Annotated in this window: 18 protein-coding genes; 8 read left to right on the forward strand and 10 right to left on the reverse strand. The window is 71.0% G+C overall.

Features of this window, described 5'->3' with window-relative positions; all coding sequences use genetic code 11:
* Window positions 1–94: 94 nt before the first annotated feature.
* Genes ACFQ2V_RS20760 through fdh form a run of 4 tightly spaced genes read right to left on the reverse strand, consistent with a single transcriptional unit; the run spans window position 95 to window position 7,092 of the window.
* Window positions 95–1,462 carry an L-lactate MFS transporter gene (locus tag ACFQ2V_RS20760; protein ID WP_386054852.1) on the reverse strand — a complete coding sequence of 456 codons (1,368 nt, stop codon included), beginning with the start codon at window positions 1,460–1,462 and terminating at the stop codon, window positions 95–97.
* A 57-nt stretch (window positions 1,463–1,519) separates the two neighbouring features.
* Entirely contained in the window at window positions 1,520–2,653 is a 1,134-nt protein-coding gene (gene nrfD / locus ACFQ2V_RS20765; protein ID WP_386054853.1) for an NrfD/PsrC family molybdoenzyme membrane anchor subunit, read from the reverse strand.
* Window positions 2,650–3,747 carry a 4Fe-4S dicluster domain-containing protein gene (locus ACFQ2V_RS20770; protein WP_386054855.1) on the reverse strand — a complete coding sequence of 366 codons (1,098 nt, stop codon included), beginning with the start codon at window positions 3,745–3,747 and terminating at the stop codon, window positions 2,650–2,652. Before ACFQ2V_RS20770 ends, nrfD begins: the two co-directional genes overlap by 4 nt.
* A 3-nt stretch (window positions 3,748–3,750) precedes the next feature.
* The gene (fdh, locus tag ACFQ2V_RS20775; protein WP_386054857.1) at window positions 3,751–7,092 is read right to left on the reverse strand and encodes a formate dehydrogenase; all 3,342 of its coding nucleotides are present in this window, start codon (window positions 7,090–7,092) and stop codon (window positions 3,751–3,753) included.
* A 148-nt stretch (window positions 7,093–7,240) separates the two neighbouring features.
* Here fdh and ACFQ2V_RS20780 point away from each other — a divergent pair, with 148 nt between their 5' ends.
* Together ACFQ2V_RS20780 and ACFQ2V_RS20785 are read left to right on the forward strand one after the other, a co-directional pair.
* Window positions 7,241–8,281: an FUSC family protein gene (locus ACFQ2V_RS20780; protein WP_386054859.1), complete on the forward strand. Its 1,041-nt coding sequence runs from the start codon at window positions 7,241–7,243 to the stop codon at window positions 8,279–8,281.
* A 34-nt stretch (window positions 8,282–8,315) separates the two neighbouring features.
* Window positions 8,316–10,865, forward strand: coding sequence for a DEAD/DEAH box helicase (locus ACFQ2V_RS20785; RefSeq protein WP_386054861.1), 2,550 nt, complete (start codon window positions 8,316–8,318; stop codon window positions 10,863–10,865).
* Between the two features lie 2 nt (window positions 10,866–10,867).
* On the opposite strand, the gene ACFQ2V_RS20790 is transcribed toward ACFQ2V_RS20785, so the two are convergent.
* Window positions 10,868–11,311: an SRPBCC family protein gene (locus tag ACFQ2V_RS20790; protein ID WP_386054863.1), complete on the reverse strand. Its 444-nt coding sequence runs from the start codon at window positions 11,309–11,311 to the stop codon at window positions 10,868–10,870.
* A gap of 34 nt (window positions 11,312–11,345) precedes the next feature.
* Between ACFQ2V_RS20790 and ACFQ2V_RS20795 the strand changes: the two genes are divergently transcribed.
* The 4 genes from ACFQ2V_RS20795 (at window position 11,346) to ACFQ2V_RS20810 (ending at window position 13,744) form a co-directional block, all read left to right on the forward strand.
* Entirely contained in the window at window positions 11,346–12,206 is an 861-nt protein-coding gene (locus tag ACFQ2V_RS20795) for an acyl-CoA thioester hydrolase/BAAT C-terminal domain-containing protein (RefSeq protein WP_386054865.1), read from the forward strand.
* Window positions 12,207–12,331: 125 nt separating this feature from the next.
* On the forward strand, window positions 12,332–12,535 hold the full coding sequence (locus ACFQ2V_RS20800) for a hypothetical protein (RefSeq protein ID WP_386054867.1): 204 nt from the start codon (window positions 12,332–12,334) through the stop codon (window positions 12,533–12,535).
* 92 nt (window positions 12,536–12,627) lie between these two features.
* Window positions 12,628–13,413 carry a DUF1206 domain-containing protein gene (locus tag ACFQ2V_RS20805; protein WP_386054868.1) on the forward strand — a complete coding sequence of 262 codons (786 nt, stop codon included), beginning with the start codon at window positions 12,628–12,630 and terminating at the stop codon, window positions 13,411–13,413.
* Window positions 13,414–13,564: 151 nt separating this feature from the next.
* On the forward strand, window positions 13,565–13,744 hold the full coding sequence (locus tag ACFQ2V_RS20810) for a hypothetical protein (RefSeq protein ID WP_386054870.1): 180 nt from the start codon (window positions 13,565–13,567) through the stop codon (window positions 13,742–13,744).
* 95 nt (window positions 13,745–13,839) lie between these two features.
* Here the strand turns inward: ACFQ2V_RS20810 and ACFQ2V_RS20815 are convergent, their stop codons facing one another.
* The 3 genes from ACFQ2V_RS20815 to ACFQ2V_RS20825 are packed head-to-tail and all read right to left on the reverse strand — an operon-like array spanning window position 13,840 to window position 16,302.
* Window positions 13,840–14,571 carry a phosphatase PAP2 family protein gene (locus tag ACFQ2V_RS20815; RefSeq protein ID WP_386054871.1) on the reverse strand — a complete coding sequence of 244 codons (732 nt, stop codon included), beginning with the start codon at window positions 14,569–14,571 and terminating at the stop codon, window positions 13,840–13,842.
* Window positions 14,568–15,311, reverse strand: coding sequence for a phosphatase PAP2 family protein (locus tag ACFQ2V_RS20820; RefSeq protein WP_386054873.1), 744 nt, complete (start codon window positions 15,309–15,311; stop codon window positions 14,568–14,570). The genes ACFQ2V_RS20815 and ACFQ2V_RS20820 overlap by 4 nt, the downstream gene beginning before the upstream one ends.
* Entirely contained in the window at window positions 15,304–16,302 is a 999-nt protein-coding gene (locus ACFQ2V_RS20825; RefSeq protein ID WP_386054875.1) for a diacylglycerol/lipid kinase family protein, read from the reverse strand. Before ACFQ2V_RS20825 ends, ACFQ2V_RS20820 begins: the two co-directional genes overlap by 8 nt.
* A gap of 137 nt (window positions 16,303–16,439) precedes the next feature.
* On the opposite strand from ACFQ2V_RS20825, the gene ACFQ2V_RS20830 reads away from it, so the two are divergent.
* Together ACFQ2V_RS20830 and ACFQ2V_RS20835 are read left to right on the forward strand one after the other, a co-directional pair.
* A complete protein-coding gene (locus ACFQ2V_RS20830; protein WP_386054877.1) occupies window positions 16,440–17,123 on the forward strand; it encodes a DUF1345 domain-containing protein in 684 nt (227 codons plus the stop codon).
* Between the two features lie 100 nt (window positions 17,124–17,223).
* Window positions 17,224–17,616 carry a nuclear transport factor 2 family protein gene (locus ACFQ2V_RS20835; RefSeq protein WP_386054879.1) on the forward strand — a complete coding sequence of 131 codons (393 nt, stop codon included), beginning with the start codon at window positions 17,224–17,226 and terminating at the stop codon, window positions 17,614–17,616.
* 16 nt (window positions 17,617–17,632) lie between these two features.
* On the opposite strand, the gene ACFQ2V_RS20840 is transcribed toward ACFQ2V_RS20835, so the two are convergent.
* Complete coding sequence (locus tag ACFQ2V_RS20840; protein ID WP_386054880.1) at window positions 17,633–18,904, reverse strand: ATP-grasp domain-containing protein; 1,272 nt, start codon at window positions 18,902–18,904, stop codon at window positions 17,633–17,635.
* The gene (locus tag ACFQ2V_RS20845; RefSeq protein ID WP_386054882.1) at window positions 18,888–19,613 is read right to left on the reverse strand and encodes an alpha/beta hydrolase; all 726 of its coding nucleotides are present in this window, start codon (window positions 19,611–19,613) and stop codon (window positions 18,888–18,890) included. Before ACFQ2V_RS20845 ends, ACFQ2V_RS20840 begins: the two co-directional genes overlap by 17 nt.
* Window positions 19,614–19,854: the final 241 nt, after the last annotated feature.

The following is a 19,854-nucleotide window of genomic DNA, read 5'->3' on the forward strand; positions in this document are numbered from 1 at the left end:
TTGCGTGACCTGCCTGACGTTGCGTGACCTTGCGTGACGGAGCGGCGGGGCTGCCCCTGTCAGGCAGCCCCGCCGGCGCACGCGACCAGCCGGGTCAGCGACGCGCCGAGTCCGCGCGACCGGAGTCCGTGCGACCCTGGGACCGGCGGCCACCCCGCGCATCGCCCGTCTCGGCGGTGCCGACCGCGTCGTGCCGTGGCTTCTTCGTGATGAGCGGCAGCACCAGCGCGACGAGCGTGATGATGCCGATGACCGTGAAGCCGAGGTTGTACGCCTTCTGGCTGCCGATCAGCGAGGCGATGAGCAGCGGGCCCACGACACCGCCGATGCTCCACCCGATGAGCATGAGGCCGTAGATGGCACCCACGTTCCTGACGCCGAAGAACGTGCCCGCCGTCGACGGCATGGTGCCGAACGCCCCGCCGTAGCAGAGGTAGACGAGCGCGGCGAGCACGGCGAACAGTGCCGCGCTGGAGGCGTGCGGGATGAGCAGCAGGCAGACGCCCTGGATGCCGAGGATGCCGAGGAAGGCGGGCATCTTGCCCACGATGTCGGACAGCCAGCCCCAGAAGATGCGGCCCGCACCGTTGAAGAGGCCGAGCACGCCGACCAGCGCGGCGGCGCTCGTCGCGGAGTAGCCGGCGACGTCGCTCGCGGTGCCCGCCGCGACGGCGATGAGCGAGATGCCGGCGGTGACGCTCATGGTGAGGATCGCGGTCAGCAGGTACCACTGCTTCGTGTGCATCGCCTCGCTCGGCGTGAAGTCGCGCGAGCCCGTAGCGCGGCTCTCGTCCTTCGTGGAGTCCTTGGTCGCGCTGCTCGTCGCGTCGGGCACGGCGGCCGGGTTGCGGAAGACCGACGTGCAGACGAGGAGGATGACGAGGTAGCCGATGCCGAGCCAGAGGAACGCCTTCGTGGGCACGCTCGGCGAGTTGTCGATCAGGGCCTGGCCGACGGGCGCCGTGACGACCGCGCCGAAGCCGAACCCGGCGACCGCGAGACCGGTGATGAGCCCCGGCTTGTCGGGGAACCACTTCTGCAGCATGGCGATCGGCACGATGTAGACCATGCCGAGACCGAAGCCGCCGATGACGCCGTAGCCGAGGACGAGCAGCCAGAAGGCGTCGGGCGACTGGGCGAACGACGCGAGGATGACGCCGACGGCGTAGATGACCCCGCCGGTCATGGCCACGACGCGGGGGCCCCGCGCGTCCTGCAGCCGGCCGCCGACGTAGGTGCCGATGAAGATCATGCCGATGACGACGCTGAACGGCACGGCGGCCTTCGACTTCGACCAGCCGAACGCCTGGTCACTCTGCAGTGCCTTGGCGAAGACGCTCCATGCGTACACGGAGCCGATGGACAGCTGGACGAGCACGGCGCACACGAGGATCACCCAGCGGTTCGCGCCCCGGCCGGTGGTATCCGGCCCTGTTCCCAGCCCTGTGTCGGTCCTGCTCACAGCACTTCCCCTTCCGGTAGTCCGGCGGCGCGTCGTTGCGCCGTCGGGGGCGGCGCCTCAGCGCGCCGTGGTGATGGAGTCGTTGACGATGCCCTTGGCTCGTCGCGCCTCGAGGCGCTCGCGCTGCGGCTCGACGGTGTACTTGGGGTCGATCGCTGACGTCATACCCGCCTCGAACACGCCGAAGCGCGTGCAGGCCGACCCCGCCATGAGGGCCAGGCCGCTCAGCGCGGCACCGACACGCGTACGCCCGACCGTCACCGCACCGACGGCGCCCGCGATCGTGAGCACCTTGCTCGCTCTGAGCAGGCGCGCGGCCTTGCCGGTGCGGAGCGGCTCCGAGAGGGTCGGCCCGAGCTTGTCCTGCATGCGCTCGAAGGCGACGGTCTCGACGAGGGCGCTGACGGCGGCGAGCCGACGCGCCGGGCCGTTCTGTCGCGCCGGGACGGTGAGCAGCGCGAGACCGGACGCCGCAGCGTTCGCCGAGCTGACGAAGACGAACGGCAGCTCACGGTAGGACTCGTGCCAGGTCGGCGTGGCGGTGTCGGCCAGCAGCACCGCCGTGTAGGCCGCGAGCGGCGGCGCGAAGAATGCCGAGCCGACGGTCGCCGGCCCGTCGGCGATCTCGAGCAGCCGGGAGACGCGGGCGAGTGCGGTGCCGGGTCGGCTCGTGCCGGAACGGCTCTCGATGAGCGCCTGGCCGAGCTCCGACGCGAGGGCGAGGCTGGAGAAGCCGCTGAACGCGGTCAGGATCCACGAGCCCACCGACATCGGCGAGGTGAGCTTGACGGTGCGCATCATGTTGAGCGCACGGCTCGGCTTGCCGAGGTCCTTGGCGAGGGCCACCCCGCCGAGAGCAGCGGCCCCGACGGCCCCGATGCGGCCCACGCGCCGCAGCGCCGGGTAGCCGAGCACCTTGCCGCCGGCAGCGAGCAGGGCGGAGCCGCCGGCGACCCCACCGAGGAAGAGGTACGCCGCGATCTCCTTCTCCCACGGCGCCGGCTTGACGATGTGTCGCCCGTAGTAGCTGTCGAACGTCACGTCGGGCACCATGAGCGACTCGTCGCGCCGGCGGCGCCCGCCGTTCTGGCCGGACGTCGAACCCGCGTCGCGGGCGCTGCCGTGGCTCGCGTCGTCGCGGCGGCGTTCCCGCTCCGGCGGGCGGTCGGCGTCGAAGGGGTTGGTCGTCATCGCTTCCTCCCGACGAACGCGGCCGCGGCCATGCCGAGCATCGCCAGGCCCGCGAGCCCCGCCTTGCGGAACATGTCGGGCAGGTCGGCCGTCGTGACGCGCGGGTCGGGCGGCAGCCCGTAGACCTCAGGCTCGTCGAGCAGCAGGAAGACCGATCCGGTGCCGCCGACGCCGTCGTTCTCGTCGGCGCCGTAGAGGCGGGCCTCCGTGTAGCCGAGCTCGTGCAGCTCGGCCACGCGGGCCTGGGCGGTGACCCGCAGGTCGGCGAGGTCGCCGAACTTGATCGAGGTCGTCGGGCACGCCTTGGCGCAGGCGGGCGTCTGGCCGTCGGTGAGCCGGTCGTAGCAGAGCGTGCACTTCTGGGCGATGCCGACGTTCTTGACCTCACCGTTGGTCGCCGGGTCGGCACCACCTGCGTTGATGGTGATGCCGTGCGACTGGCGACCGCCCTCGTGCCCCTCGTCGCCGCGGCGCCGCTCGATGACGCCGAACGGGCAGGCCGCCACGCAGTAGCCGCAGCCGTTGCACACGTCGTCCTGCACGACGACGGTGCCGAACTCCGTGCGGAAGAGCGAGCCCGTGGGGCACACGTCGAGGCAGGCGGCGTGCGTGCAGTGCTTGCACACGTCGGACGCCATGAGCCAGCGAACGTCCGGCACGGCGGTGTCGGTGGGTCCCGGCCCGGCGGCAGCGCCGGAGCGGACGTCACCCGGCGCCTCGAGGGTCGCCGTCGCCGTTCCACCGCCGCCTGCGAGGGCGGGCTCGTCGCCCTTGCGGACCGACGGCATACCGAGCTGGACGAGCCGGCGACCCGACTCACGCGCCTGCTCGATGCGGTCGCTGCCCTGCTCGACGAACGCGACGTGGCGCCACGTGCTCGCGCCGAGCGCCCCGGTGTTGTCGTAGGACTGGTTCAGCAGGTCGAGGCCGTCCTCGGGGATGCCGTTCCACTCCTTGCAGGCCACTTCGCACGCCTTGCAGCCGATGCAGATCGAGGTGTCGGTGAAGAACCCCTTGCGCGGCTCGTGGCGGTCCCACGCCGCGTCCGACGCGGGGTCGGTCGGCCCGGACAGCTGGTTGCGCCAGAAGGCCACGCCTCAGCCCTCCTTCTTCTCGGGAACGGACTCGGGGTGCCCGGTGCGCAGCTCGTTGCCCGTGGTGACGGTCGAGCCGGCCCGCGACTGGTACTCGGCGACGAGCCGCAGCAGCGCCTCTCCGGTCGGGCGGCGGCCGGGCACGATGTCGCACGAGCCCGCCTTGCTCTCCTGGATCTGCACGTTCGGGTCGAGCGCGACGCCGAGCAGGTCGTTGGCGGCGTCACCGCTGACGACTGCGGCGCTGCCGACGCCCCAGTGGTAGGGCAGGCCGACCTGGTGGACCGTGCGACCGCGGATGACGAGCGGGCTCATCCGCTCGGTGACGAGCACGCGCGCCTCGACGGCGGTGCGGGCCGAGACGATGGTGGCCCAGCCGCCCGGCTCGAGGCCGCGCTCCTGCGCGAGCTCGGGCGAGACCTCGCAGAAGAACTCCGGCTGCAGCTCCGACAGGTAGGGCAGGAAGCGGCTCATCCCGCCCGCCGTGTGGTGCTCGGTGAGCCGGTAGGTGGTGAAGACGTACGGGTAGACGTCGGCACCGGGCTCGTCGCCCGACGGGCTCCACAGGTTGTCCTTGCGCGGGAAGACCTTGCGGGCCGGGTTGGACTGCTGCCGGTAGAGCGGGTTCTGGACCGGCGACTCCTGCGGCTCGTAGTGCGTCGGCAGCGGCCCGTCGAGCATGCCCTTCGGCGTGAAGAGCCAGCCCTTTCCGTCGGCCTGCATGATGAACGGGTCGTCGCCGGCGAGGCCGTCGGGGCCGCCCGTTCCCGGCTCGGGACGGAAGCTCGGCGCCTTGGTCGGCGGAAAGTCGGGCACGTCGTGACCCGTCCACTTCTCCGCCTCGGCGTCCCACCACACGTACCTCTTGCGCTCGCTCCACGGCTTGCCGTCGGGGTCGGCCGAGGCGCGGTTGTAGAGGATGCGGCGGTTGGCCGGCCACGCCCAGCCCCAGTCGAGCGCCGTGAGGTCCTGCTCCTGGCCGGGGCGGCGGTTCGCCGCCTGGTTCTTGCCGTCCGCGTAGACCCCCGTGTAGATCCAGCAGCCTCCCTCGGTGGAGCCGTCGGCCTTCATCTCGGTGTACGACGACAGGGGCCGGCCGGCCTTGTCGCCCGTCAGGTGGCGCCCGTTGACCTCGGCGAGCACGGCCTCGGCGTCGATCTCGCCGTCGGCGTCGAGGGGGTAGTCCCACGTGAGGTCGAGCAGCGGCCGGTCGCGCGGGTCGGTCGAGTCGGCGAGGATCTCCCGCACGCGCTTGCCCAGCTCGTAGAAGAACTCGAGCTCGCTCTGCGCCTCACCGGGGGGCGCGACGGCCTTGTGGTGCCACTGGAGCATCCGCTGCGTCTGCGTGAACGAGCCGGCCTTCTCCGTGTGGGCGGCGGCCGGCATGAAGAAGACCTCGGTCTCGATGTCCTCGGCGCGCATCTCGCCCGTGGCGATCTCGGGCCCGTCCTTCCAGAACGTCGCCGACTCGATCATCGCGAAGTCGCGCACGACGAGCCACTTGAGGTGCGACATCGCCTGTCGCTGCATGCGACCGTGCGCCGAGCCGACAGCCGGGTTCTGGCCGAGCAGGAAGTAGCCCTCGACCTGGTCCTCGAGCATCGCCATCGTCGTCTGGTAGGTGCCGTGGGCACCCGACAGCCGCGGGAGGTAGTCGAAGCACCAGTCGTTCTCGGCCGTCGCCGCCTTGCCCCACCACGCCTTGAGCAGGCTGACGGCATACGTGTCGGCGTTGGCCCAGAAGCCCTTCTGCTCCTTGCTGCCGATGGCGTTCACGTAGTCGTCCCACGTGTCGTGCAGCCCCGCCACGGGCATCGCGAGGTAGCCGGGAAGGATGTTGTAGAGGGTGGGGATGTCGGTCGAGCCCTGGATGCTCGCGTGCCCGCGCAGCGCCATGATCCCGCCACCGGGGCGGCCCATGTTGCCCAGGAGCAGCTGCACGATCGCGGCCGTGCGGATGAACTGCGCACCGAGGGTGTGCTGGGTCCAGCCGACCGCGTAGACGAACGCCGTCGTGCGGTCACGGCCGCTGTTCTCCGTGATGGCCTTGGCCAGGTAGGCGAAGTCGTCGACGCTGACGCCGCACGTGTCGGCGACCATCTCGGGCGTGTAGCGCGCGTAGTGGCGCTTGAGGATCTGGAAGACGCACCGCGGGTCCTGCAGGGACTCGTCGCGCAGCACGCGGGCGTGCTCCAGTGCGGGTCCGCCGGAGCCGTGCTCGTCACCGGCCGCGCGCTCGGACTTGCTGTGTCCGTGCTCGTGGCCACCGCCGCTCTCGTGCGCCGCAACCGGGCCCCCGATCGTGCCGGGCGACTCGTCGTCGTCCCCGGAGGTCGCGTACGCCCAGGAGTCAGGCGCGTACGACCCCTTCTCGTCGTCGTAGCCCGAGAACAGGCCGTCGAGGTCCTCGGTGTCCTGGAACTTCTCGCTGACGAGGGTCGCGGCGTTGGTGTACGCGACGACGTACTCCTTGAAGTACAGCTCGTTGGACAGGATGTGGTTGATGAGCGCGCCGAGCAGCACGACGTCGCTGCCGGCCCGGATCGGGATGTGCTTGTCGGACGTCGCCGACGTCCGCGTGAAGCGCGGGTCGACGTGGATCACCTTGGCGCCCTTGAGGCGCGCCTCCGTCACCCACTGGTACGCCACCGGGTGGCACTCGGCCATGTTGGAACCCTGGATGACGATGCAGTCGGAGTTGGAAAGGTCCTGCACGTACTGTGTCGCGCCGCCGCGCCCGAACGAGGACCCCAGACTGGGGACCGTGGAGCTGTGTCAAATACGCGCCTGGTTCTCGATCTGGATCGCGCCGGCCGCGGTGAACAGCTTCTTGATGAGGTAGTTCTCCTCATTGTCGAGCGTCGCGCCGCCGAGGGAGGCGATGCCCATGGTCCGCCGCAGCGGACGCCCCTTCTCGTCGTGGTCCTGCCAGCCGGCACGACGGCTCGCGACGAAGCGCTGCGCGATCATCTCGACGGCCGTCGCCCTCGACATGCGCTCCCAGTCGGTGCCACCCGGGCGCCGGTAGAGCACCTCGCGAACGCGGCTCGGGTTGTTGACGAGCTGCTCGCTCGCCGACCCCTTGGGACACAGACGCCCTCGCGAGACCGGCGAGTCGGGGTCGCCCTCGATCTGCACGACCTTCTCGTCCTTGACGTAGACCTTCTGGCCGCAGCCGACGGCGCAGTAGGGGCAGACGCTCTGGACGACGCGGTCGGCGGTGGAGGTGCGCGGCTGCAGGGCACGGGTGCGCTCGGACGTGACCGACGGTCCTCGACCGAGGAAGTCACCCGATCGGACCTGCCGGACCACGGGCCACGACAGGAACGTCTTCTTCGCCTCCATGGGCGCCACCTTTCGCAGCGTGCGGGCACGCCGGCCGAGTGCCACGACCTCTCGTACCTCTGTATTCCCACAAGGCACGTCGTCGTAACCACCCTAGGCACGCGGACGCCGAAAAGGCGGCTAGGCGCCCCGCCTAGAATCGGAGCCGATGAGAGCGCGAGGAGTGGCCACCGGCCTGCTGCGCTGGGGGCCGCACGGCGGGGCTCACCGCGTCGCCCTGCGCGCCGGGGTCTCGGTCCTCGTCCCACTGCTCGTGCTCGTGCTCGCAGGTCGCGTCGAGTGGACGCCGTATGCCGCCTTCGGCGCCTTCACGTCGCTCTACGGCCGCAACGACGCCCGCGCACAACGCGCCGGCATGCAGGTGGTGGCCGGTGTGGCCCTGACGATCGCCGTCACCCTCGGGGCCCTCGTCGCGCTCACGCCCGACTCGCGCTGGCTCGTCGTGCCGCTGGGGGCCCTGGTCGCCGCGGTGGGGTCGCTCACGTCCGACGCCTACCGCTGGCACCCACCCGGACCGCTCTTCCTCGTCTTCGCCTTCACCGTCTGCGCCATGGTGCCGGCAGCCCTGACGACCGTGCTCGTGGCCCCGGCCGTCTCGAGCGGCAGCGTTCTCTTCTCCCTCGCCGTGTCGCACGTCGGCGTCCTGCGCGGACGCGGCGAGTGGCAGCGTCCGGACCTCCCGGCACCGACGTTCCGCGAGGCGCTCGACGCGCCGGGCGCGCGCACCCACCTGCTGCGCCACGTCCTCGCCCTCGGCATCTCCGGGGCGATCGCGACGACGCTCGCCTGGCAGCACCCGTACTGGGCGATGGTCGCCGCCGTCACCGTGCTGTCGGGACCCGACCTCGCCTCGCGGCTCACGCGGGGACTGCACCGCGTGGTCGGCACGGCCCTCGGGATCGCCGTCGCCGCACCCGTCCTGCTGTGGTCGCCGCAGGGCGCGTGGGCCGTGCTCGTCATCGTCGTGCTCCAGGTGCTGACCGAGCTCGTCGTCGGGCGCAACTACGCCGTCGCCCTGCTCTTCATCACGCCCCTGGCGCTGATGATGGGCCAGCTGGCACACGCGGCCCCCGTCGGTCCCCTGCTGCGCGACCGCCTGTTCGAGACGGTGCTCGGCGCGCTCGTCGGTGCCGTGCTGCTGCTCCTCACCCCCGACCGCCGTCGCTCCGACCGGGGCGAAGGCCGGTGATTGGGCCCTCGACCCGGCCCGACGGCATACTCGCGTGGTGACGAAGAACCTCAGCGAGCGCCTCCCGCGGGACCCCGACCCCGACGGCCTCTACGAGGTCTTCGCCGAGTGGACCGCAGAGCGGGGTCTGACTCTCTACCCGCACCAGGAGGAGGCGTTCCTCGAGGTGCTGAGCGGCAGCAACCTCATCCTCTCGACGCCGACCGGCTCCGGGAAGTCGCTCGTCGCGACGGCCGCACACTTCACGGCGCTCGCCGAGGACCGGGTGTCCTTCTACACGGCGCCCATCAAGGCGCTGGTGTCCGAGAAGTTCTTCGCGCTGTGCGAGCAGTTCGGCGCCGACAACGTGGGCATGATCACCGGCGACGCGTCGGTCAACGCCGATGCGCCGATCATCTGCTGCACAGCCGAGATCCTGGCAAACATCGCTCTGCGAGAGGGCAGCTCGGCCGACATCGGGCTCGTCGTCATGGACGAGTTCCACTTCTACTCCGAGGCCGACCGCGGCTGGGCCTGGCAGGTGCCGATCCTCGAGCTGCCCCAGGCGCAGTTCGTGCTCATGTCGGCCACGCTCGGCGACGTCGCGATGTTCCGCGACGACCTGACCCGCCGCACCGGCCGGTCGACGGGCGTCATCACGGGCACCGAGCGCCCCGTCCCCCTCGAGTTCTCGTATGCCGTCACCCCCCTCCACGAGACCATCGAGGAGCTGCTCGAGAAGGACCGCGCCCCCGTCTACGTCGTGCACTTCACGCAGGCGGCCGCGCTCGAGCGCGCCCAGAGCCTGGTGGCCGTCAAGATCACGACCCGCGAGGAGCGCGAGGCCATCGCCGAGCGCATCGGCGCCTTCCGGTTCGGGGCCGGCTTCGGCCGCACCCTCTCTCGGCTCGTGCGCCACGGCATCGGCGTGCACCACGCCGGGATGCTCCCCAAGTACCGCCGCCTCGTCGAGCAGCTCGCGCAGGACGGCCTGCTCAAGGTCATCTGCGGCACCGACACCCTGGGCGTCGGCATCAACGTCCCGATCCGCACCGTGCTGCTCACCGGGCTGACGAAGTTCGACGGCACGAAGCAGCGCACGCTCAAGGCGCGTGAGTTCCACCAGATCGTCGGGCGGGCCGGACGAGCGGGGTTCGACGCCCGCGGGTGGGTGGTGGCGCAGGCCCCCGAGCACGTCATCGAGAACCTCCGCGCCGTCGAGAAGGCCGGTGACGACCCGAAGAAGCAGCGCAAGGTCCAGCGCAAGAAGGCGCCCGAGGGCTTCGTCAGCTGGTCCGAGGAGACCTTCGAGCGCCTCATCGCCGCAGAGCCCGAGCCCCTCCAGCCGCGGCTGCGGGTGTCGCACTCGATGCTCGTCAACATCCTTGCCCGAGAAGGCAACCCGGTGGCCCACGCGGTGCGGCTGCTGTCGGACAACCACCACGAGGCCAAGGACCAGCGCCGCCTCCAGCGGCACGCGCTGGTGCTCGCCAAGGAGCTGCTCACCTCGGGCGTCGTCGAGCGGCTCGCCACCGCCGAGTCCTCGGGGCGGCGCCACGCCCTCACGATCGACCTCCAGCGCGACTTCGCCCTCAACCAGCCGCTCGCACCCTTCGCCCTCGCGGTCATGGACACGCTCGACCCGGAGTCCGAGACCTACGCCCGCGACCTCGTCTCCGTCATCGAGGCGATCCTCGAGGACCCGCGGCAGGTGCTCTGGGCGCAGGAGTTCAAGGCGCGCGGCGAGGCGGTCGCGGCGATGAAGCTCGACGGCATCGAGTACGAGGAGCGGATGGAGCGGCTCGAGGAGGTCTCGTGGCCCAAGCCGCTAGCCGACCTGCTCGAGGTGACGCTCGCCGCCTACCGCCAGACCCACCCGTGGATCTCACCGGACGCGCTCTCCCCCAAGTCCGTGGTGCGCGAGATGTACGAGCGCGGCATGACCTTCAACGAGTTCGTCTCGTACTACGGCCTGTCCCGCTCGGAGGGACTCGTCCTGCGCTACCTCACCGACGCGTACCGGGCGCTGCGGCGAACCGTCCCCGAGTCGCACCGCACCGAGGAGCTCGAGGACGTCATCGAGTGGCTCGGCGAGCTGGTGCGCCAGACCGACTCGAGCCTGCTCGACGAGTGGGAGGACCTCGTCAACCCCAGCGAGGCGGTCCTGACCACGGCTGACGTCGCACCGCCGGCGCGCCCGGTCACGGCGAACGAGCGCGCGTTCACGGTGATGATCCGCAACGCGATGTTCCACCGCGTAGAGCTCGCCGCACGCGACGAGTGGGAGGCGCTCGGCGAGCTCGAGGCGCGGGTCGCCGAGCTCACCGACCCGCCGCAGAAGGTCGCCATGAGCGCCGACGCGTGGAACGAGGCCCTCGGCTCCTACTTCGACGACCATGACGCCATCGCCACCGACCAGGGCGCCCGCTCCCCCGCGCTGCTCCAGGTCGAGAAGGTGCCCGGCGAGTGGCGGCTGCGTCAGGTCGTGGTCGACCCCGACGACGACCGCGACTGGGGCATCACGGCGGTCGTCGACCTCGCAGCGAGCGACGAGGCCGGCGCCGCGGTGCTCAGGGTCACCGGCTTCGAGCGCCTCGGCGGCTGAGGTCAGGCGTTGGACTCGGCGAGCCGCTTGAGCTCGGTCATCGCCCCCGTCGTCTGGCCGGGCAGCTGCCGCTTGATCATCGGCGTGAACACCTTGCCGAGACCCTTGGTGTCGATGGTGATCGTGTGGGTGAGCGTGGTCTGCTCGGGCGTCGACCCGGGAGCCACGTCGAAGTCGACGGTGACGTCCATCATCTTGTCGGTGAAGCGGTTCGTCAGTTTGCGGTCCTGCTCGCGCGCGACGACGGACCCGTCCATGACACCGGTGCGGCTGCCGTCCTTGTAGTGGTACTTCAGCCTCGTGCCGACTGCCGTCGGACCTCCGGAGAGGTTGTCGAGCCGCGTGCAGCGCTTGAGCCACTCGGGCGCTCGCGTGACGTCGTCGAGGATGGCGAAGACCGCTGCGGGAGAAGCGTTCACGGTCTCGGTGTGCGAGTAGTGGGGCATGGGTCCATGCTCCCACCATCGGTAGGTTGGGGAGGTGGATCTTCGAACCCGGCCTTTCGACCAGGACGGCGTCGTCGTGGCCCCGGCAGACGGCGGCAACGGCACCGGCGTGCTCGTGCTCGCCGGCTCGAGTGGCCGCGTCGAGACGGGACGAGCCGGTGTGCTCGCCTCCGCCGGCGTGTCGGCCGCCCTCACCTACCGGTGGTTCGGCGGCGCGGGCCGGCCGGCTGGTATCTGGGAGCACCCGCTCGACGCCTTCGACGCACCCGTGGAGGCGCTCGCCGCCGAGTGCGACCGGGTGGTCCTGCTCGGGTCGTCGAAGACAGCCGAGGGCTTCCTGCTGTATGCCGCTGACGACCCACGCGTCGACGCCGTCGTCGCGCTCGCGCCGAGCCACGTCGTCTGGGCCAACGTCGGACCCGGTCCCGACGGGGAGCTGAGGCCGCAGCACTCGTCGTGGAGCCGGGGCGGTGGGCCGGTCCCGTTCGTCCCCTACGACGACGACGCCGAGCCCGTCGGTGACCCGCCGGCGTTCGCGCCGGTGTACTCGCAGAGCCTCGTCACCGCCGCCGACCGCGTGGCGGCCGCGACGATCGCCGTCGAGCGCTTCTTCGGCGACGTGCTGCTCGTCGCCGGTGGAGACGACCAGGTCTGGCCCGCCGTCACCTCCGCACGGGCCGTCGAGGCTCGTCGGCACGCCTACGGCCTGCCGACGAGCGTCGTGACGCACCCCCGAGCCGGGCACCGGGTCATCCTGCCCGGCGAGCAGGCGGCAACCGGCGGGCGGCCGATGGCTCGAGGCGGCACCGACGCCGCGGACCGCGAGCTCGGCGAGCGCGCGTGGCCCGAGATCCGTCGAATCCTCGGGCTCGCGGCCCATGACGGTGCGGTCTAGGACTACCTCAGGCCCGGCCCGACACGGTCGGCCGCTCATGGTTACGCCGTTGTCCCGATGTGGCGGGTGCCACCTCAGACCGACGCTGGAGAGGTCAGCACCACCGACCACGAAGGACCGGACCCATGCTGCCTCCACACATCGTCAGCGCCCTCCTCGTCGAGCGCGAGGCCGACCTGCGCCGCCGCGCCGAGCAGGCACGGCTGCGCCGCCCCGACCCATGGACCGACTGGACGCTGAGCGGGATCACCGCTGCACCGGAGCGCGCACCGGAACACGGGCCCCGACCCCGGTGGCGTCGCCGGCTGAGCCACCTACGACCCGTGTGAGCGCGTCCGGGGTCCAAGCCGCCGACGATGGGGTCCGCGTGGGTATGTTCTCCAATGCCCACGGGGACCCCATCGACCGACAGGACACGCGCATGGACTCCACAGACGTCAAGGCCGCCTCGCGGCGCGCCGGCGACCACCCGGCACTCGAGACGACCGCGCGGATCGGCTACGCCGTCAACGGCGTGCTCCACATCCTCATCGGTGCGATCGCCCTGCGGCTCGCCTTCGGCTCGAAGGGCTCGAGCGCCGACCAGTCGGGCGCACTCGGCTCCATGGCCCAGAACGGCTTCGGCGTGTTCGTCCTCTGGGTCGCCGTCGTCGCCTGGCTCGGCCTCGCCATCTGGCAGGTCACCGAGGCGATCTCCGGCGGCCTCCAGACCAGTGACCGGCTCAAGGCGGCCGCCAAGGCCGTCGTCTACCTCGCCCTCTCGTGGACGGCCTTCAGGTTCGCGAGCGGCAGCGGCACGTCGAGCAAGAAGCAGTCGGCGGACTTCACGGCGACCCTGATGAAGCAGCCGGCCGGCACGTGGCTCGTCGCCGCCGTCGGCCTCGTCATCATCGGTGTCGGCGTCTACCACGTCGTCAAGGGCTGGAGGCGCAAGTTCCTCGAGGACCTCGAGACCCACCCGAGCCCGTGGACCGTCAAGGCGGGCCGCTTCGGCTACATCGCCAAGGGCGTCGCGCTGGCCATCGTCGGAGGCCTGTTCATCCTCGCCGCGGTGCGGCACAAGCCGAGCGAGGCCCGCGGCCTCGACGGCGCGCTGCGCAGCCTGCTCGGCGCCCCGGGCGGCCAGGTGCTGCTCGCGCTCGTCGCCCTCGGCCTCATCGCGTTCGGCGTCTACAGCTTCGGCCGGGCCCGCCACGCGCGGGTCTGACGCGGGGTCTGACGCGGGGTCTGACGCGGAGTCCGAACAGCCCGAAACCCGCCCAACCCGGGCGGGTTTCGGGCTGTTTCGCTCTCTCGTGCATCAGGAACGCTCCTCGGCCCTCTGTGCCGTGACGCATCACGAGTGCAGGAGGAGCACCATGAACACGCAGTACCTGAACGAGGCCGTGGCCCGTCAGCGCACCGCCGACCTGGGCCGCCGGACGCGGCGCGCGCAGCATCCGGTCGTCCACCCGCCGACGACTCCGCGCGGCGGGATCGTGCTCGCACTCGGGTGGCTCACGCGCCCGTCGCAGGTGCTGCCGGGCTCACCGGCCTAGCAGACGAGACGCCGATGGCCGGGACCCGCGAGGGGGTTCCCGGCCATCGGCCTGCCCGGACGGCAGACGGCGTGCCCGGACGGAGCTTCGCGTCGTCAGCGCGAAACCGCCTGGCGGGCCTTCGCGCCCATCCGGCCGCTGTCGGTGCGACGGCGCAGGTAGTGCCACGCCAGGAGGAAGCAGACGATGCCGTTGACGGCGCCGACGAGGATGTCGACCAGGTGGTGCATGCCTCGGTAGAGCCTCGCCCAGGCGACGAGGAACGGGATGACCGCGCAGACGACGGTGACGAGCCGGCGCAGCCACGCGCTCTCGATGCGCTGGGCCATGAGCGCGAAGGTCAGGTAGAGCGCCGTGGCGGCGCCGACGTGACCACTGGGGTAGCTCGACGTGGGCGGGGCGGGGTCGAGGTGGGCGACCTTCGGGCGCGGCCGGTCGGCGATCGTCGTGGCGGCCACGAACACGCTGGCCTGGACGGCGATCGCGATGGCGGGGACGACGGCATACCACCACTGCTTGGTGCGCCACCAGATCAGTGCCACGGCGATGACGCAGACGCCGATGATGATCTCGGTGTTGCCGATGCGCGACCAGACCATCGTGATGGAGTTCCACAGGTCGGTGCGCCCCGAGGCGACGGAGCGGCTGACGTCCTCCTCCCACGGCAGGCCGCCGAGCGGACCGGTGATGAGGAAGCCGAAGCCGGTGATGGCGGCGAAGAGGACGAGCGCCGGGGCGAGCACGCGCAGCGCGGCGTCACGCAGGGCCGACCCGGGGGTCGGCCGGGACGAGTCGATCTCGTACCGGTGGATGAAGGTGTGGTTCACGTGCTGCCTTTCGCTTGCTCGGGACCCGACCTGCCCTCTGGCGGAGGAGCATCGTCGGGGTTCTCGGGGTTCCACCCGAGGTATCCGGCGTAGGACGCCGTGCCCAGGCCGATGCCGAACAGCACACCGGCGAGGACGTCTGAGGGGTAGTGCACGCCGAGGAAGACCCGGTCGAGCATGGTGAGGACGACGTATGCCGCGAGGCCGGCCACGAGCCAGCGGCGCGCGGCCGCCGTCAGCACCGGCCAGAGCAGGACCGTCAGCACCGTGGCGATCACCGCGGCGTTGGCGACGTGGCCCGACGGGAAGCTGAAGCCGGGGGCGTGCGAGACGGGGTCGCTGACGACGGGCCGGGCCCGGCGCACGACCTCCTTGAGCACGAGCTGGAGGTTCCAGCCGACCATCATCGTGATGAACGCCCAGAGGCATCGGGTCGTGAGCTCACGGTGCCGGCGCCACAGCACGAGGCAGACGGCGGAGGCGATGATGTAGACCCACTTCGGCTGGGTCGCCTCCTGCCAGGCGAGCAGCGCCGTGCGCAGCCACGGGTTGTCGCGGGTGATGTCGGTGCCGGCGACGATGAGCCGCTCGTCGAGCTCGATCACCGGCAGGAACTTCTCCCGGACCACGAACGCCAGCGCCGTCACCGGCACGGCGAAGGCCAGCCCGAACCCGACGGCCTTGAGCAGCCGACGGGCGCGGCCCGGTGACCGTGTGGAGACTCGCCGCCGGTCAGCCAACGCGCACCACCAGGGAGCCCGGGAGCACCCGGGCCGCGAGTGCGCGGTGCTCGCCGACGGGGTCGCCGTCGATCTCTGCCTCGATCGGGCGCTGCGCCACGACGGTGAGCCCGGCCGCGACGAGCCGGTCGAGACGCTGGTGGCCCGCACGGTGCCGCGTCGCGACGTCGACGAGCACGGACGCCCAGCCGAAGGGTCCGCGCGGCGCGAGCACGACGGCGTCGAGCACGCCGTCGTCGACCTTCGCGTCGGGCATCAGCTCGACGCCGCCCTGGAGCGTGCCGCAGTTGCCGACGATGACGGCGCGCGCGTGCCTCGTGGCGGTCGAGCCCTTGGCACCGACGACACCCTCGCCGCCCTCGGCGCTCACGTCGACGGTGAAGCCGCGGCCCGACACCTTCTTGAACGCGGCCAGGACGTAGGCGGCCCAGCCGACGGCCTCCTTCACCTTCTCGTCGGTGTCGGCCATGATCTCGCCGTCGAGGCCGAAGCCGGCCATGACGAGGAAGACCTCCTCGTCGTCGGCCACGCCGGCGGGGCTGTCCTTGGTCGCCCGGCTCGACTCGGGCTCGGGCAGGTCGTCGGCGAGGCGCACGGCCCCGACGTCGATGCGCCGGTCGCGGCCCTCGACGAGCGCTCGCGCGGCGTCCTCGAGGGAACCCACGGGAACGCCGAGGTTGCGGGCGAGCAGGTTGCCCGTGCCGCCCGGCAGCAGGCCGAGGGCGACGTCGGTGCCGACGAGGGCCGACGCGACGGCGCGCACGGTGCCGTCGCCGCCGAGCGAGGCCACGACGTCCGCTCCGTCGCGCACCGCCTCGCGCGCCTGCTTCTCCCCGGTCTCCTCGGCGGTCGTCTCGACCCAGCGAGGCTGCGCCCATCCGTTGTCGGCACATGCCTTGGCCACGGTCGCCTGCGCGTCCTCGAGGTCGTCGACCCGGAGCGGGTTGTAGACCACGGTGAGGCTTCGCCGGGCGCTGGGGACGTCTGACATGTTCGGATCCTAGGGCTCGGCGTCGGAGGGGCTGCGGCCGTGAGCTCGCCCGACAGATGTCATACCCGCACGCGCACCCAGCGGACCACCAGCCTGCTTACAGCCTGCAGGGCGCGGTCGGCGGTAGCCTCCGGAACGTGCCCACCATCCGGCGCCGCCTCGCCATCGCCGTCGTCGTCGGCGCGCTGGTCGGAACCCTCGTTCCGCTCGCCGGCCTCGGCGCGACAGGTAGTGCCGGCGGGGGTGCCGGCGGTGGGCCCGGACGGGGGTTCCTCGTGCACGCCCTCGCCGGCTTCGTCGTCGGTGGGCTCACCTTCGCCCTGCCCATGCTGCTCCACGTGCTCGGGCACGACGCCCCGGCGACGCGCGAGAAGGTGCAGGGCCGCGACGGCGACGCCGCCTGGTACGACCTCGTCGTCATCCTCGTGGGGCTGGCGAGCCTCACCGGGGTCGGCGTCCTGCTCGTCGGCGGGCACGAGCGCGGCGGCGAGGCCGTCGTCGACGCCCTGGTTGGCGTCGGTGCGGTGGCCGTGGGCTGGCTGTGTGTCCACACGGTCTACGTGCTGCGCTACGCGCGGGTCTACTACGCGAGCCCGCGGCCACCGATCGACTTCAACCAGGACGAGGACCCGACCTTCTCGGACTTCGCCTACTTCTCGTTCAACCTCGGCATGGCCTACCAGGTGTCCGACACCGACCTTTGCAGCTCCGACATCCGCCGCGTCGTGCTGGGCCACACGATGCTCGCCTACCTCTACGGCACCATCGTCATCGCGTCGACGATCAACCTCGTCGTCGGCCTGGGCGGAGCCCTCGGCTAGGGCAGCCCGGTCGCGTTCGGACCGATTCGTGGACACGCCCACGGAGCGGGAATAGCGTTGGTTGGTTCACCGAGTACCGGGGGGCAGAGAGGAACCTGACATGGGCGCTACGGAAGACATCGACGTCATCCACCGGGGGTTCGCGGCCTTCAGCGCGGGTGACATGGCCACGCTGAACGACCTCTTCACCGAGGATGCCGTCTGGCACGTACCGGGCAGCGGCTCGCTCTCGGGGCCGAAGGAGGGCAGGGACGCCATCCTGTCGTTCTTCGGCGAGCTGATGACCCGGTCGGGCGGCAACCTCAAGGTCGAACTCGACGACGTGGTGGGCGGCGGCGACCACACCGTCGCGATGAGCCGCAACCACGCGTCACGCGACGCGAACACGCTCGACCAGCGTGCGGTGATCGTGTTCACACTGCGCGACGGACGCGTCGCCGAGGCACGGCAGTTCTTCGAGGACACCGCCCTCAACGACGCCTTCTGGGACTGAACGCCGCGTTCTGGGACTAGTCGCGGGCAGCCTGCTCGGAGACCCCTAGGCGGGCCTTCTCGTCCTTGACCCAGAGGCCGAGGAGCCCGCCGAAGTGGGCCATGAACTTGTCGCGCTCGTGCGCCGGGTAGGTCGTGACGACCGTCGAGCGCAGCAGGTTCTCGAACGCGTCCGACTGGACCCACTCGAGCACCGCCGCGTCGAGGTGCGGGAGGTGGCGCTCGCACCAGGCCCAGTACCTGTCGGTCTCGAAGTACTCGTCGGCGATGGCGATGTAGGCGTCGAGCTTCTGCTCGTCGTCGAGGTCGTCACGGTCGGCGACGTCGAAGTAGCGGCGCATCTCGAGGTCCATCGGGCCGCGTCGGCCGGTGACGACGCAGTAGGCAGACCAGCGGACGAGCGCCTTGATCGCCCACGGGAAGTAGTAGTGGAGGGAGGTGACGGCGACGTCGGGGCACGCGTTGGCGTAGTCGATCGGGTAGACGTCGTCGCCCTTGACGAGCATCTCGCACGAGTTGAACTCCCAGCCGAACATCGCGTTCACGATGCGGCTGATCGCGGCTGCCTGCCGGCCTGCGGAAGGCCGGAGGAAGTCGTAGCTGACGGCATACCTGTTGTGCATCGGCTGCTCGGGGCGGAAGTCCATGACCATGGTCTCGGGCCCGATCGACAGCGCCCGGGCGAAATGGTCGTACTCGATGGTCGACTGGAGGTGCATGAGCATCTCGCCGGAGTCGTCGTAGGCCTTGACGAGGTCCTTCTCGTCGTCGATGCGCGAGACGCCGCGCCAGCCGCCGCCGTCGAACGGCTTCATGTACATCGGGTAGCCGAGCTTGTTGGCGATCTGCTTGAGGTCGAAGGGCCGGTTGTACTTGGCGCTGGTGTAGGCCCAGCGCACGTTGTCGACCGGGTTCTTGTACGGGACGAGCCAGGTCTCGGGGACCTTGAGCCCCAGTCGCATCAAGGCCACGTAGGCGCTGTGCTTCTCCATCGACTGGAAGGTGAACGGGCTGTTGAGCAGGTAGGTGTCGTTCATCAGCGCGGCCTTCTTGAGCCACTCGCGCGGGTGGTAGTACCAGTAGGCGAGGCGGTCGATGACGAGCTCGGTGCGCACGGGCTGGCGCAGGTCGAACGGCTCGATGGTGAGTCGCTCGCTCGTCAGCTCGTGCGTGACGCCGTCGTCGGTCGTGATCGGGCCGACGAGCTTCATCAGCTCCTCGAAGGCGGTCGGCCAGTCCTCCTCGGCTCCCAGCAGCAGTCCGATCAGGTGGTTACGCGTCTGCGCCATGTGCCTCTCCTGCTCGACGGTTCAAGTGCACCGATCCTTGCAGCAGTGTCAACAGGAACGGGTCGAACGCGGCCTCCCAGTGGCGCCAGTCGTGGCGCCCCGGCAGCTCGTGCAGCACGACGTCGTGGCCGCTCGCGGAAAGGGCCTGCGCCATCTGCCGGTTGTTGGTGAGGTTGCCCTCGTCGACGTTGCACGTCATGACGATGCGGGCGTCGGTGCGGCGCTTGCGGGCCCTGCGGACACCCGTGACGAACGCCGTGACGCGGTTCCAGAACTCGAAGTCCTCCTCGTCGTCGACGCGCTTGCGGAAGAAGGAGCCCGACTGCAGGAACAGGGCGCCGAACGTGCCCGGGTGCCGCCACTCCGCCTGCAGCGAGGCGAGTGCCCCGAGGCTCGCCCCCATGACGGTGGGCCTGCCGGCGCTCGCGTATGCCGCCCGGATCGCCGGGAGCACGTGTCCGGTGAGCGCGTCGGCCCAGTCGGGGTTGGCGGCGTAGCGCTGGTTGCGCGCGCCGGGCTCCAGGAGGGCGACGCGGGTGGGCGGGATGCGCCCGGACTCGATGGCCGCGCGCAGGGTGGAGACGAGGTGGGCCCGGCGCGAGTACTCCGGCCCGTCGTGCGCGACGAGCAGCGGGAGGGGGTCGGCGCGACGCGAGCCGACGGGCGTGACGACGGTGAGGTCCACGTCTCCGACGGGGGTCCCCGTCACGGTCAACCTGTTCCTCGCCATGGGCCAGACCTTAGGTCTAACCTCCGACGACGGGCGAGCCGAGATCCACCTCAGGCTGGTGGACGTCGGTCGAGGCACGCTGGGCCGCAAGCGAATTGGTTGTCCACACCTGTGAGTTGCGCCTTCCGGTTTTATCGAACATGTGTTCTGCATATCTGCTTAGGTGAAGTCCGGTATGCCGGTTTCTGGCTTCAGCAGGTCCTTGAGCGGGTGCGGGTCG

It is taken from the genome of Terrabacter terrigena (assembly GCF_042676085.1).
In the GTDB taxonomy this organism is placed as follows: domain Bacteria; phylum Actinomycetota; class Actinomycetes; order Actinomycetales; family Dermatophilaceae; genus Terrabacter; species Terrabacter terrigena.

Coding starts and splice junctions, on each gene's coding strand:
- ACFQ2V_RS20835 (WP_386054879.1), top strand. CDS start 17,224: ATGGGCGCTACGGAAGACATCGACGTCATCCACCGGGGGTTCGCGGCC.
- nrfD (WP_386054853.1), bottom strand. CDS start 2,653: ATGACGACCAACCCCTTCGACGCCGACCGCCCGCCGGAGCGGGAACGC.
- ACFQ2V_RS20825 (WP_386054875.1), bottom strand. CDS start 16,302: ATGTCAGACGTCCCCAGCGCCCGGCGAAGCCTCACCGTGGTCTACAAC.
- ACFQ2V_RS20790 (WP_386054863.1), bottom strand. CDS start 11,311: ATGCCCCACTACTCGCACACCGAGACCGTGAACGCTTCTCCCGCAGCG.
- ACFQ2V_RS20800 (WP_386054867.1), top strand. CDS start 12,332: ATGCTGCCTCCACACATCGTCAGCGCCCTCCTCGTCGAGCGCGAGGCC.
- ACFQ2V_RS20780 (WP_386054859.1), top strand. CDS start 7,241: ATGAGAGCGCGAGGAGTGGCCACCGGCCTGCTGCGCTGGGGGCCGCAC.
- ACFQ2V_RS20840 (WP_386054880.1), bottom strand. CDS start 18,904: ATGGCGCAGACGCGTAACCACCTGATCGGACTGCTGCTGGGAGCCGAG.
- ACFQ2V_RS20810 (WP_386054870.1), top strand. CDS start 13,565: ATGAACACGCAGTACCTGAACGAGGCCGTGGCCCGTCAGCGCACCGCC.
- ACFQ2V_RS20805 (WP_386054868.1), top strand. CDS start 12,628: ATGGACTCCACAGACGTCAAGGCCGCCTCGCGGCGCGCCGGCGACCAC.